This is a genomic window from Accumulibacter sp. (assembly GCF_029255145.1).
In the GTDB taxonomy this organism is placed as follows: Bacteria; Pseudomonadota; Gammaproteobacteria; order Burkholderiales; family Rhodocyclaceae; genus Accumulibacter.
The window spans coordinates 1-13,811 of sequence record NZ_JAPUVQ010000093.1 but is presented as its reverse complement, the minus strand read 5'-3'; the positions used below and the strand labels follow the sequence as shown (position 1 = coordinate 13,811).

9 protein-coding genes are annotated in these 13,811 nt (G+C 64.9%); 5 read left to right on the top strand and 4 right to left on the bottom strand.

What is annotated here, in order from left to right; translation table 11 throughout:
- Positions 1 to 115: 115 nt before the first annotated feature.
- The gene (locus tag Q1L50_RS09070; protein ID WP_300337725.1) at positions 116 to 1,318 is read left to right on the top strand and encodes an ammonium transporter; all 1,203 of its coding nucleotides are present in this window, start codon (positions 116 to 118) and stop codon (positions 1,316 to 1,318) included.
- 118 nt (positions 1,319 to 1,436) lie between these two features.
- Positions 1,437 to 2,714, top strand: a complete 1,278-nt coding sequence (locus tag Q1L50_RS09065) for a D-amino acid dehydrogenase (RefSeq protein WP_300337723.1) — start codon at positions 1,437 to 1,439, stop codon at positions 2,712 to 2,714.
- Between the two features lie 88 nt (positions 2,715 to 2,802).
- Here Q1L50_RS09065 and Q1L50_RS09060 read toward each other — a convergent pair whose 3' ends face one another.
- The gene (locus tag Q1L50_RS09060; protein ID WP_300337721.1) at positions 2,803 to 4,071 is read right to left on the bottom strand and encodes a hemolysin family protein; all 1,269 of its coding nucleotides are present in this window, start codon (positions 4,069 to 4,071) and stop codon (positions 2,803 to 2,805) included.
- 70 nt (positions 4,072 to 4,141) lie between these two features.
- Between Q1L50_RS09060 and Q1L50_RS09055 the strand changes: the two genes are divergently transcribed.
- The 3 genes from Q1L50_RS09055 (at position 4,142) to Q1L50_RS09045 (ending at position 7,183) form a co-directional block, all read left to right on the top strand.
- The gene (locus Q1L50_RS09055) at positions 4,142 to 4,402 is read left to right on the top strand and encodes a hypothetical protein (RefSeq protein ID WP_300337719.1); all 261 of its coding nucleotides are present in this window, start codon (positions 4,142 to 4,144) and stop codon (positions 4,400 to 4,402) included.
- A 148-nt stretch (positions 4,403 to 4,550) separates the two neighbouring features.
- Positions 4,551 to 5,942, top strand: a complete 1,392-nt coding sequence (locus Q1L50_RS09050) for a hemolysin family protein (RefSeq protein WP_300337717.1) — start codon at positions 4,551 to 4,553, stop codon at positions 5,940 to 5,942.
- On the top strand, positions 5,939 to 7,183 hold the full coding sequence (locus Q1L50_RS09045) for a hemolysin family protein (RefSeq protein ID WP_300337716.1): 1,245 nt from the start codon (positions 5,939 to 5,941) through the stop codon (positions 7,181 to 7,183). The genes Q1L50_RS09050 and Q1L50_RS09045 overlap by 4 nt, the downstream gene beginning before the upstream one ends.
- 82 nt (positions 7,184 to 7,265) lie before the next feature.
- Here Q1L50_RS09045 and Q1L50_RS09040 read toward each other — a convergent pair whose 3' ends face one another.
- From Q1L50_RS09040 to Q1L50_RS09030, 3 genes are all read right to left on the bottom strand, one after another.
- Positions 7,266 to 8,270 (bottom strand): transglutaminase family protein, encoded by a 1,005-nt coding sequence (locus Q1L50_RS09040; RefSeq protein ID WP_300337714.1) that lies wholly within the window; start codon positions 8,268 to 8,270, stop codon positions 7,266 to 7,268.
- Positions 8,271 to 8,275: 5 nt separating this feature from the next.
- Positions 8,276 to 10,837, bottom strand: a complete 2,562-nt coding sequence (locus Q1L50_RS09035; RefSeq protein WP_300337713.1) for a circularly permuted type 2 ATP-grasp protein — start codon at positions 10,835 to 10,837, stop codon at positions 8,276 to 8,278.
- A 40-nt stretch (positions 10,838 to 10,877) separates the two neighbouring features.
- Positions 10,878 to 13,811: transglutaminase family protein (locus Q1L50_RS09030; protein WP_300337711.1), on the bottom strand; the 2,934-nt coding region annotated here is incomplete at its 5' end.

Below are 13,811 nucleotides of genomic sequence, written 5' to 3'. Positions count from 1 at the left end.
GCACCGACGCGGTGCATTGCTGCCCGCGATCGGACCGGAAATGCTGGGGTAGCGCACCAATTGAGCGTGGCTTGAAAATTGCTTATAGGCTTCAACGCGATTTTCAGGAGGAAGCATGGAAGCTCTCAAGTCTGGTAGTGACGTACTGTTCATTCTGCTCGGTGGCATCATGGTGCTGGCGATGCATTCGGGATTTGCCTTTCTCGAACTTGGGACGGTACGCAAGAAGAGCCAGGTCAACGCGCTGGTCAAGATCCTGACCGACTTCTCGGTATCGACCATCGCCTATTTCTTCATTGGCTACAGCGTCGCCTACGGCACCAACTTTTTCGCCGGCGCCGAAACCTTGCTCGCGAAGAACGGCTACGAGCTGACCAAGTTCTTCTTTCTGCTCACTTTCGCGGCAGCCATTCCGGCGATCGTTTCGGGCGGTATCGCCGAGCGTGCGAGGTTCTATCCGCAACTTGCGGCAACCTTTCTGATCGTCGCCTTCATTTATCCCTTCTTCGAAGGCATCGCCTGGAATCAGGCCTTCGGTGTCCAGGCCTGGCTCAAAGCCACCTACGGGGAGGAATTTCACGATTTCGCCGGGTCGGTGGTCGTGCATGCGATGGGCGGCTGGATTGCGCTGCCCGCCGTACTGCTGCTCGGTGCGCGTTACGGGCGCTATACCCGGGAAGGGCGAATGTCCGCCCACCCGCCGTCGTCGATCCCCTTTCTGGCGCTCGGCGCCTGGATTCTGACCGTCGGCTGGTTCGGCTTCAACGTGATGAGCGCGCAAACGCTCGACAAGATCTCGGGCCTGGTGGCGATGAACTCGCTGATGGCCATGGTCGGCGGCACGCTGGTCGCCATGGTCGCCGGCAAGAACGACCCGGGCTTCGTGCACAACGGCCCTCTCGCCGGGCTGGTCGCCGTCTGCGCCGGCTCGGACCTGATGCATCCGATCGGCGCGCTGGTCGTCGGCGGTGTCGCCGGCGGGCTGTTCGTGATGATGTTCACGCTCACCCAGAACCGCTGGAAAATCGACGACGTGCTCGGTGTCTGGCCGCTGCATGGCCTGTGCGGCGCCTGGGGCGGCATTGCCGCCGGCATCTTCGGCAGCAAGGCGCTGGGCGGCGTCGGCGGCGTCGCGTTGATGCCGCAGTTGCTGATGACCGCGATGGCGGTCGCCATTGCCCTGCTTGGCAGCTGCCTGGTCTATGGCCTGCTGAAGAGCGTCGTCGGACTGCGCCTCGGTCAGGAACAGGAGTATAACGGCGCCGACCTCACGATTCACAACATCAGCGCCACCCCTGAGCGCGAGAGCAACTGGTAGGCGCCCGGTTGGCCAGTGCGCCTGCTGCCCGTTCGAGGGAGGAGCCAGCAGCGGCCGTGGCGAGCAGGCCAGGGTATGGTGTTGCCCCGGCAGACAGGTCAACGATCAGGGGGCAAGCATGCGCGTGATCGTTCTCGGGGCCGGCGTGGTCGGTATCACTACCGCCTACTACCTGGCACGAGACGGCCAGCAGGTGACCCTGGTCGACCGCAACCAGGGGGCGGCGCTCGAGGCGAGCTACGCCAACGGCGGACAGCTGAGCTATAGCTACGTCGTGCCGCTGGCCGACCCCGGCGTATGGACCAAGCTGGCGCCCTGGCTGCTCTCGCCGGCCTCGCCGGTGCGTTTCCGCCCGCAGCTGGACCCCCAGCAATGGCGCTGGTGCCTGCGGTTTCTGGCGGCCTGCACCAGCGCGCGCAGCGCCGAGACGACCCGCCACCTGTTGCGCCTGGGCCATGCCAGCCGTCGCCTGATGCGCGAGTTGCTCGTTCAGCAACCAGCGCTCGATTTCGGCTATGCCAACTCCGGGAAACTGGTGGTTTACCGCGACACGGCGGCGCTGAACGGCGCGCGTCGCCAGGTCGATTTTCAGAGCCGATCAGGGGGCGATCCGGAGTGTCGCCAGCAAGTGCTCGACGGCGCCGCATGCGTTGCCATCGAACCGGCTCTCGACCGTATCCGCCGGGAAATCGTCGGCGGCGTTCATACGCCCAGCGAGGACAGCGCCGATTGCTATCGTTTCAGCGTCGGCCTGCTGGACCGGATTCGCATCGCCTCGCCGGCACTCTGCTGCCTTTTCGACACGGAAATTCATCGCCTACGGGTCCGACGAAGCGAGATCGTGGGGATCGACACCAGCCGGGGGCGGCTCGAGGCAGACGCCTACGTACTCGCCACGGGCACCGACAGTGCACGGCTGACACGCCCGCTGGGACTGTCACTGCCGATCTACCCGCTCAAGGGCTACAGCCTGACCGCGCCGATTGCCGACCCGGGCGCTGTGCCGACGCTCAGCGTCACCGACTTTCAGCGCAAGATGGTCTACGCTCGGATCGATGGCCGCCTGCGCGTTGCCGGGATCGCCGACATCACTGGCTACGATCGCGCGATCGACCCGCGGCGAATGGCCACGCTGGTCGCCGAGGCACGCGCGCTCTTCCCCGGCGCGGTCGACTACCGGCAGGTGGAAGGCTGGGCAGGATTACGACCGGCGACCCCGAGCGGCCGGCCGATCCTGGGGCGCACGGCGTACGACAAGCTGTGGCTCAACGTCGGCCACGGCGCACTCGGCTTCACCCTGTCGCTGGCCAGTGGCCGCGCCGTCGCCGACCTGATTGGCGGACGGCCACCGTGGGTGTCGCTCGATGGCTTCACTTTGCCGGGGGTAGCACCCTGACAGGACAGGCGAAGACTTGCCAAACGGCGCAGACCGTCAGCCTGGCAAGCAACACCGGATTTCCCGCGCCTTTGCCGCGAGGGTGGCTTCACCCTGCCGGCTGCCCGCCGTCTTCGGCGCCTGCTTGGCGGCTGATCCGGATCTCATGGATCCGTCGCCGCGACGCACGTTCGATTCTTACCTCAAGGCCTTCAAGGAGCAGGCATTCGCCGGCAGCGGGAATGCGTTCGAGATGGCTGATGATCCACAGATTTGCCGAGTCATACGGCCGGCCGGAAAGAGACAGACCGAAATAGGCTTCGATGACCCGCAATTCGGTGGTGCCGTCGACCAGCAGTTCGTTGCCACCGGCAGTCTTGAGCAGCGCCTGGGTGTCAGGCGGTGCTTCGTGGTCATCGTAGATGTCGCCGACCAGCTCTTCAAGGACGTCCTCGAGCGTGAAAATCCCGCGCAGTGCGCCGAACTCATTGACCACCACCATCAACCGCTCCTTGTCGGCCTTCAACACCTCCAGCAGACTGTCTACCGGTTGGTTGGGAGGAACGAACAGCGGCTCGCTGCCGACCTCGCTCAAGGTCTTGTCAAGACTGCCGTGCGCAACCTCGCCGAGGATCGCCTGCAGCGTGACGACCTGATTGATTTCGTCCGGATTTCCCGAGTGCAGCGGGATCCGGTAGTGCGAACTGGCAATGATCTCGTTCAAGGCATCGCGGATGCTGCGATTGCCGTCGAGCGAGAAGATGTTGTGGCGATGCACCATGATGTCACTGGCGCGCAGCGTGCTGAAGTCGAAGATCCGCCGGATCATCTGGTGTTCGCCGGCTTCGATCGATCCCTCCCGGGTGCCGTGCGCAGCCAGCGCGATCAACTCGGTGTCGGTTACCGTGGGGTCCTTCGGCGGGCTGGAGAAGCTGTGCATCCAGTGGATGAGTTTTTCCAGAGCCCAGACCAGGGGAAACAGCAGCTTGCCAAGAATTTCCAGGGGAGCCGCCGCCAGCAGCGCCATCACGATGGCGTAGCGCGAGGCGTAGGTCTTCGGGGTGATTTCGCCAAAGATCAGCAGCAGCAGGGTGATAGCTCCCACCGCCAGGCCCGGACCCAGATGGCCGAAGTGCTCGGTCGCGACCACCGTGGCCAGCGTCGCGGCCCCGGTGTTGACCAGGTTGTTGCCGATCAGAATGATCACCAGCGTGCGGTTGAGGTTGCGCTTCATCCGGTGCAGGGCCCGGGCACCCAGCCGCTGTTCCTTCAGCAGCGATTCGGTCCGTGCCCAGGACAGCGAGGTGATGGCGGTCTCCGATCCCGAGAAGAAGGCCGAGAGCAGCAGCATGATGACTAACAGGAGAGCTTCAAACACGGCGCGATGGCATCCAGAATGAGTCGGGTTCCGGCCCAGCCGGCCCGGGGGAAGCGAACGAGGAAGAAGGTTGTCCGGTGTTGATACACCAACCACGGGAGGAGCGCAATATTCGCCGTCGTTCAGCCGCGGGACGCCGAAGGGCGCCAAGTTTGGGGAGCGCTGGAGGGTCGGTGACGGTTGGCGGCGAGCCGAAGAACTGCTGCTTCAGAGCGAGGCGTACCAATTCCATACGCCCGATGGCTGGTTTGACTTTGGCATCAAGCTGTCTGATAATCATTCGCCGTGCAAGAAAGCATGGGAAATCATTCATTTCGATGACTGCTCTTAACGGCGCCGAGATCGCGACTGGCTTGACGGCGTGGCCGCCAGGAGTGTCGCCACGTGGCTCCTTTCGGTTCCTGTCCGCTCACGCCACGCCAAATGCGCTGCCGCTGGTCGTTCGGCAAAAGCGTCAAATCTGACTCGAGGGTTGAACAATGGATCCAGCACTCTGGATAGAGTTGGTCGTTTTTGTGGTCCTGCTGGGATTTTCGGGTTTCTTTTCAAGCACCGAAACCTCGCTGTTCTCGCTGAGCTCGTTCCAGATCGATCAGATGCGCAGCGCCAAGAACCCGCGCATCGAACTGATCGAACGTCTGCGAAGCGAGCCCAGGCGCCTCATCGTGACCATCCTGATCGGCAACGAGTTTGTCAACGTTTCGGCGTCCGTCATCTCGGCGGCGGTGATCATCCATCTCTTCGGTGCTGAAAACGAGATGATCAACCTGCTGGTGATGGTGCCGATCCTGCTGCTGTTTGGCGAGATCACCCCGAAGGTTCTGGCGATTCGCAACAACGTGGCGTTCGCGACATTCGAGGCGCCTCCGATTGCTCTGTTTGCGCGACTGATCACGCCGCTGCGCGAAGTGATCCGCCACATCGCCGAGTTCTTCATTACCCTGCTCGTCGGCAAGCAGCGCTCGCAGGGCAACCTGGTTACCGAGGACATGATTCGCACCCTGGTCATCGACGCTGTTGGCGAGGGCGCTCTGGACAGCCAGGAAGCGCACTACATCGAAAAAATCTTCGACTTCGGCAGCAAATCGTTGCGCGACATCATGCGGCCACGTTCGGACATCGAGTTCCTGTCAGCGGACCTGTCGGTGCCGGAGCTGATCGCCGCGATCAAGTCCAGTCGCCAGTCGCGCTATCCCGTCTTCCGGGAACGCCGCGACGCCATCCTGGGCATTCTGCACACCCGCGACCTTCTCGGTGTCGACCTGGCCAAGCTGGAGCGCGATCCGCACGCCCTTCGCAAGCTGCTGCGGCAGCCGAATTTCTTTCCCGAAACGAAGCCGGCAGTCGAGCTGTTCCACACCTTCAGGCAACGCAAGTTGTCCTTCGCGCTGATCGTCGACGAGTATGGTGGCGTCACCGGCCTGGTGACCATGGAAGACCTGCTCGAATGCGTGTTCGGCGAGATTGCCAGCCCGTCGGATATCGAAATCCCTGACCGGCATCTGCTCAGTCAGTTCGACGATGGCCGCCGCCTGATCGACGCCGGCATGGCGCTCGACGAGTTCAACCAGATGTTCCAGGTGGAAATCGTCAGCCGCGACGCCGAGACCATCGCCGGCGCATTGCTCGATGCCTTCGGCGAGCTGCCGGCGACCGGCGCGGCAATCGTCCTTTGCGGCATCAAGCTGACCGTCGAGAGTGTCGAGCAGAACCGCATCACGCGCGTCCTGGTCGAGCCGCCGAAGGAAGCGATCGGCGAGCCCGGGGCAGGCGCCGCCGAAAGCGTCGCGGCGAGCCACCAGCCGCCAGCTGCTGCGCTGGAGATACCGCCTGCAAGCTCCGCGTCGACCACCGGGGGCGACTCGAAATGACGGATATCTGGCTTACCCTGCTGTTCATGGTCGCTTGCCTGATCGCAGAAGGATTCTTTTCCGGGTCCGAACTCGGCATCGTCAGTGCCGATCGCATGAAGCTGCGCCACGACGCGGCCAAGGGTTCGCGGGGCGCGCGCCTGGCCCTCGAGATGCTCGAGAAGCGGCCGGAGTGGTTGTTGTCGACCACCCTGGTCGGAACCAACATCGCGGTCGTCGCCAACTCGACGATCACCACCGCGATGATGATCTCGCTGTTCGGCGAGGCGGGCAGCTGGATGGCCGTGCTGGTGGTGGCGCCGCTGATCTGGGTGTTCGGCGAGATCGTCCCGAAAAGCGTCTTCCAGCAGCGCGCCGATGCCTGGACGCCTTACCTGATCTACGTGCTGCGCGCCTTCTCGATCCTTTTCTCGCCGATCCTGATCGTCTTCGTGACCCTCTCCAAGTTGCTCTCAAGGTTTGCCGGCGGTGCCGACGAGCACAATCCCTTCACCTTGCGCGAACAGATTCTGAGCATGGTGCAGATGCCACCACAGGAGGGAGGAGACATCCAGTCGATCGAGAAAACCATGATCCGGCGGATGTTCAGTTTCTCCGAAACCACGGTGTCGAAGGTGATGGTGCCATTGATCGACGTCGCCGCGGTCGAGAAGAGCTGCACCGTCGGCGAGGCGGTGCGCCTGGCGGTCACCGGCTCGCACGTTCGCTTGCCGGTCTTTGACGGGCGAATCGATCGGGTGATCGGCGTGCTCAACACCATGGACCTGCTCGGGGTCGATGAGTCGTCGTCGATCGAGCCCTTCATCAGCCCGACACGCTATGTCCCGGGCAGCAAGAGTGCCGAGTCGATGCTCGTCGAGCTGCGCAAGGACGGCGACGCGATGGCTGTGGTGATGGACGAGTTCGGCGGTGCCGAAGGAATCATCACCATCGAGGACATCATCGAAGATGTCGTCGAGGATATCCAGGACGAGTACGACCGGCAGGAGAAGCCGGCCGGGTGGCTGAAGAAACTTGGCCACCGTGACTATCTGGTCAGCGCCCGTGCCGACACCGCAATGCTTGGTGAGAAACTGGGCTTGAAGCTGCCAGTCGGGGACTGCGACACCTTGTCGGGCCTGTTGCTGGAACATGCGCGCGAGATCCCGAAGGCCGGAGCCGTCATCGAGGTGGCCGGCGTCAAGTTCACTATCCAGCGCGCCACGCCGCAGGTCATTCAGGAAGTACAGATCACCTGGTAGGCCGCTGCCGCAGGCGCTCCGACCAGCCGGCGCCCGCCCGCGCGAACTCACGACCTGGCGCGCCGCCGCCGGCTGATGGTGGTCAGGGTAGCGACAGCGCTTGGTCGCCGACTTCGGCGAGCGGCGTCACGGTGACCGCCACGTCTAGCTCGTGTGCCCCGCCGCCGAGGATCACCCCCCGTAGCGGCGACACGTCGGCAAAATCGCGTCCCCAGGCGAGTGTGATGTGCTGGGTGTCGGGCAGCAGGTTGTTGGTCGGATCGAAGTCGACCCAGCGGCCTCCTTCGAGCTCCGGGCAATAAACCGAGACCCAGGCGTGCGAGGCGTCGGCGCCAACCATCCTGGGCTGTCCCGGCGGTGGCCGCGTCAGCAGGTAACCACTGACGTAGCGCGCGGCCAGACCCTGTGAGCGCAGACATGACAGCATCAGGTGAGCGAAATCCTGGCAGACGCCGCGCTTGTTGGCCAGCACTTCGAGCACCGGCGTGGCGACCGTGGTCGCTTCGGAGTCGAACTCGAATTCATCATAGATGCAGCTCATCAGCGCCTGAACCGCCTCCAGGATCGGTCGTTGCGGAGTGAAGCACTGCCCCGCGTAGCTGGCGAACTCGTGCTTCACCCGCACATGCGGCGATTGGAACTGGAAGCGGCCGGCGTCGAGCAGGACCGGGCGGGAGCCGTAGGCCAGCGCCTCGCGCACGCTTTCCCATGCTGGCGAGGTGTGCAGATAGCCGGGCCACGCGCGTGCCGGTCGCCCTGGGGCTGGTCTTGCGGGGTTCGCAAGCAGATCGGTCCGCGTGGCGTCCACCGGCAAATGCGGCCAGACCTCGATGGTACTTTCGGCGCGAACAGCCAGGCGGTCGTGCGAAAACTCGATCGCCAGCTCACGGACCGGATTGCCAAAGCTGTCACGGCGCTCGCGGGTCGCGGTCACCGAGGGCGAGACGCTGATCTGGTGCGTCAGGCAGCGCTGCCATGGGCAATCACGCGGTGTCAGATGCAGCAACTGGCGCGACAGGGACACCGGACTGTCGTACTCGTAGATCGTTTCGTGCAGCACGTGATAGCGGGCGGTGGGCGAGCGCACGGCGATCAAGATGTCAGGGTGTAGCGGCTGATGTCGCCGACGTGGCTGAAATAGCGCATCGCCAGGCGGTCCGAAAGCGCTGCCGCGGCGATCGCGATATCGTTGAGCAGGGCGGCGAGCTGGAGGCAAGGATCGCAGGAACGGCACTCGCTGAAGCTTGTCTGCTCGAACTGGCCGAGGTCGAAGCCCTGCAGTCGCGCCAGCGCCGCGCGCAGGGCCTGGTCTCGCGGACCGCCGAGCAGACGGGTCAGATTGTCGAGGTAGCGGATCAGGATTTGCAACTGAAAGGCGACGGAGTGCGGATTGCCGTCGTCGAGAACGACCAGATCCAGTGCTGGCAGCAGCTCTGGCTGAGTCATGTAGCGCGAGCGGTAGGTAATGATGCTGTCGGTCAGTTCGAGCAGCCACTCGAGGCCGCCGGGAGCGCGTGTCGAATCCAGGCGCAGGAAATGGGCCACGGCTCTGGCGAGGAAGATCAGTCGTTCGATGCGCCTGCCGATGATCAGGAAGCGCCAGCCGTCGTCGCGGGTCATGTTGTCCATCGCGAAACCGGCCAGCGACGACGAGGCAAGCAGGACCTGATCGAGAAAGGCCAGCGCTTCGCCGAGTTCGGGCGGCGTTCCCCTGCTGGCCAGCCTGCCATAGGCTTGCAGCTGGTGTTGCAGGCGATTGAGTGCGTGCCAGTTGTCCAGCGAAAAGCGCTCGCGTACCTGTGCCGCGACCCACAGCAGGCGGCGAATGTCACCCGCCAGTCCGTCGCCCCACTCCTTGCCGCAGATTGCCGCGAGCACCAGGGCTTCTCTAGGTGCTTGCGCAGGCGGCACCGCAGCCGGCGGCGCATCGCTGCCGGTCTCCGGCTCGACGACCGGCAGGAGCTTCAATGCCAGGCACAGATCGAGCGCCGAAGCCAGTGCCGGCTGTGAGTCGGCGCCGGCATCGACCAGTCGTGAGAGCGCGACGCGCAGGATTCGGGAAGTCTTGTCGCAGCGTTCAGCGTAACGGCCGAACCAGTACAGGTTCTCGACCACTCGCGACGACAGGTTGAGCCCGCCGCGCACCAGATCGGCCTTGCCGATCGAGTGCTTGAGCAGGCTGAAGGTGTTGACCGCGGCCTCGGTAAGCACCCAGGTGTCCTTGCTCGATCCGCCGCGCTGCATCGAGATGATGCGCGCGTTCGACTCCGCCGAGACGCGCGCCAAGCCGCCCGGCATCACCACATGCCCGGCCGGGGTCGCGGCGACAAAAACCCGCAGGCCGACGCCGCGGGGCAGCAGACCGCGCTTGTGCGAGGCACTCCAGGTCGGTGCCTGCGAGTAGTTGACCAGTTCCTGCGCGACGTAGGCCTGTGGTCTGGCGCGCAGCCGGTCGATCATTTCTGCGCGGGCGTTGCCGTGAAGTTCGTTGCCGAACAGCGGGTCGAAATTCTGCGACGGGTAGGAGCCCTTGATCACCAGATGGTTCAGGTTCTCGATCGTATACTCCAGCGCGGCTTTCTCGCCACACCACCAGGTGGCCACCGATGGCATCGCCAACGGCTCGCCAAGCAGTTTCTTACAGGCTCCGGGCAGGAATCCGGGTAGCGCCGCGGACTCGATCAGGCCGCTGCCGAGGGAATTGGCGACCAGTACATTGCCGGCGCGCACCGCCTGCAGGAGGCCCGGGACGCCCAGCGCCGAGTCGCTGCGCAGTTCGAGCGGGTCGCAGTAATCGTCGTCCAGCCTGCGCAAAATGGCGTGCACCCGCCGCAAGCCGCCGAGCGTCTTGAGGTAGACCGATTCACCGCGGACCGTCAGATCCTGCCCTTCGACCAGCGGAAAACCGAGATAGCGCGCGAGATAAGCGTGCTCGAAGTAGGTCTCGTTATAGGGACCGGGTGTCAATAGCACGATCAGCGGTGTCTCCGCGCCGTGCGGTGCCCAATAGGTCAGCGCTTTCTGCAGTTCACGGAAGAACGAGGCGAGGTGCTCGACGTGCAGGTCGCGGAACTGCTCGGGATAGGCACGGCCGACGATGGTCCGGTTCTCGATCGCGTAACCTGCTCCGGAGGGCGCCTGGGTACGGTCGGCGATGACCCACCAGCGGCCGTCCGGCGACCGTGCCAGGTCGGCGGCGTACAGATGGAGGAAGGTGTCGCCGGCCGGCTTGACGCCCTGGCATGGCCAAAGGAAGTTGTTGTGGCCATAAACCAGCGCCGGCGGCAGGGTGCCGTCGGTGAGCAGCGTCTGCTCGCCGTAGAGGTCGCTCAGCACGGCGTTGAGCAGGCGCGCGCGCTGGGTGACCGCACCGGCGATTTGCCGCCACTCGGCAGCCGACAGGATCAGCGGCAGCGGATCGAGTTCCCACGGCCGGTCGGCGCCTTCGGGGTCGGCGTAGACGTTGTAGGTGACGCCATTCTCGAGGATGCGCCGCCGCACGTAGTCGAGCCGGTGACGCATCTGTTCGGGCGTGGCCGATTCGAGGTGCGCAAAGAAGGGCTGCCACGCGTGGCGGACGCAGCCGTCGTCGGCGAGCATCTCGTCGAAACGGTCGGGGGTCTGCGGGTAGGTCGACAGCAGGGATCGCGTCATCAGGGAAACAGGCGCGGGATTCACCCCGCGCCGACCGGTTTCAGAAACGGCGCAAGTCTAGCGTAAACGGAAAGCCGGCATTGGCTGGCGCTGGCTGCAGGTCGATTTCACCAGGCGTGTGGCCAAAGGGCGTGAACCGCGCGAGACGGCGGCCCTCGGCCTCGTTGGCGTTGACCGGATAGCGCTCGGGGTTGCGGCCACCGGGGTGCTCGACGTGATACTGGCAGCCGCCGAGCGAGCGCTTCATCCAGGTGTCGACCAGATCGAAAACCAGCGGCGCGTGCACACCGATCGTCGGGTGCAGGGCCGACGGCGGATTCCAGGCCCGGTAGCGGACGCCGGCAACGAACTCGCCGACCTTGCCGGTCGGGCGCAGCGGCAGGGCGCGCCCGTTGCAACTGACCACGTAGCGGTCACTGGCCATGCCGGTGACCTTGACCTGCAGGCGCTCCAGCGAGGAGTCGACGTAGCGCGCCGTCCCGCCAGCCGCTCCCTGTTCGCCCATGACATGCCAGGGCTCCAGCGCATGCCGCAGTTCCAACTCGATGCCCAGCGCCGAAATGCTGCCGTGCATCGGGAAGCGAAACTCCAAATGGGGAGCGAACCAGGCCTCCTCCAGCGCATAGCCGGCGCCACGCAGCTCGCTGATCACGTCGTCGAAGTCCTGCTTGACGAAATGCGGCAGCATGAAACGATCGTGCAGCTCGGTACCCCAACGGAGCAGGCGCTCGGGTGCGTAAGGCGTCCGCCAGAAGCGCGCGATCAGTGCCCGCAGCAGGAGTTGCTGGGCCAGCGACATGCGCGCATGCGGCGGCATCTCGAAGGCCCGCATCTCCAGCAGGCCGAGGCGGCCGGTGGCGCCGTCGGGGGAATACAGCTTGTCGATGCAGAACTCGGCGCGGTGGGTATTGCCGGTCGAGTCGATCAGCAGATTGCGCAAGGCGCGGTCGATGGCCCAGGGAGCGACGCACTCGGCGGCGTCCGCTGCCGCTTGCGGCAATTGGCTGAAGGCGATCTCCAGCTCGTACACGGAATCGTTGCGCGCCTCGTCGACGCGTGGCGACTGGCTGGTCGGACCGATGAACAGGCCCGAAAAGAGGTAGGAAAGCGATGGATGGTTGTGCCAGTAGCTGATCAGGCTGCGCAACAGGTCGGGCCGCCGCAGGAAGGGCGAGTCGAGGGTGCTGGCGCCGCCGAAGACAAAATGGTTGCCGCCGCCGGTGCCGGTATGGCGGCCGTCGAGCATGAACTTCTCCGGCGACAGGCGCGACAGGCGCGCTGCCTCGTAGAGATGTGTCGTCCTCTCGACCAGTTCATCCCAGCTTCCCGACGGCTGGATATTGACCTCGATCACGCCGGGGTCGGGAGTGACCCTGAAGTTGCTCAGTCGCGGATCGGATGGCGGCTCGTAACCCTCGATGATTACCGGCGAGGCGAGTGTGTCGGCTGTTGCCTCGACGGCGGCCAGCAGCTCGAGGTAGGCGTCGAGGGTCTCGGTGGGCGGCATGAAGATGTACAGGACGCCCTTGCGGGCCTGCGCCGAAAGTGAGGTTCGGGTGACCAGGGTTGCCGATTCGGCGTGCGCCGGTGGGCGATCCTCGCCGGTTTCGGCGACCTCGGCGGCGTGCAGAAGCGCTTCATCGACGCGTTCAAGCGCTCTCGCCGCAAAGCGTTCGCCGCTGACGGCGGCGGCTACGGCCGGCAGGCCGAGACTGCGGCTGATCGCGTACTGGGCTCGAATCTCGGTGTGCGGCGGCAGCGCCGGGAAGTCCTGTGTCGGGTCGGGCGCATGCACGTACGGGTAGTCGGCCTTGGCCACCCACGGCTGCGAGTCGAGCGGCAGGCGATAGCCGATCGGCGAATCGCCCGGGACCAGGTAGCAGCGGCCACCGCGCAGGTACCACGGGCCGCTCTGCCAGCCACCCCGGGGGCGGGCTTGCAGCGGCAGCACATGGCCGACCACCTGCTCCAGCCCCTGGCGAAAGATCTTCGCCAGACGCTGGCGTTCGAGCGCGTCGTCGAGGCGCGAATCGAAAGGGTCGACGTTGACCGGCAGTCGGTCCTCACGCCACAGGTAATAGTAGACGTCCTCGTAGGCTGCAAAGACGTACCTGGGGTCGATCGTCAGCCGCTCGGCGACTTGGCGCAGGAAGCGGCCGGCGAGCTGCTCGTCGGCGCCGTAGTCCTGGTTCTCGTCGGCATACAGCGCCGGATCGTTCCACAGCGGCTGGCCGTCGCGCCGCCACAGGCAGTTCAGCGACCAGCGCGGGAGTTGCTCGCCGGGATACCATTTTCCCTGCCCGAAGTGCTGGAGCCCTTGCGGAGCGTATTTCTCGCGCAAGCGCTGAAAGATTTCGGCGGCGCACTTTCGTTTGGTCGGGCCGAGTGCTTCGGTGCTCCATTCGGCGCCGTCGTGGTCGTCGATCGAGACAAACGTCGGTTCGCCGCCCATCGTCAGACGAACGTCGCCGCTGGCGAGATCGGCGTCGATCTGGTGGCCAAGGGCCTCGATCGCCAGCCACTGTTCTTCGCTGTACGGCCGGGTTACCCTCGGCGCTTCCCAGACGCGCTCGATTTTCATGTGGTGCTCGAACTGGCATTCGCACTTTTCGGTCAGGCCGGTAATCGGCGAAGCGGACGATGGTTGCGGCGAGCACGCCAGCGGGATGTGTCCTTCGCCGGCAAACAGACCGGAGGTTGGGTCGAGGCCGATCCAGCCGGCGCCGGGCAGGTACACCTCGCACCAGGCGTGCAGGTCGGTGAAGTCATGGTCGGTGCCGGATGGCCCGTCGAGCGACTTCACGTCGGGTACCAGCTGGATCAGATAGCCCGAAACGAAGCGCGCCGCCAGGCCGAGGTTGCGCAGCACCTGGACCAGCAGCCAGGCCGAGTCACGGCACGAGCCGCGGGCCAGTTCGAGCGTTTCCTCGGGCGTCTGCACGCCGGGTTCGAGGCGAATCACGTAGCCCACCTT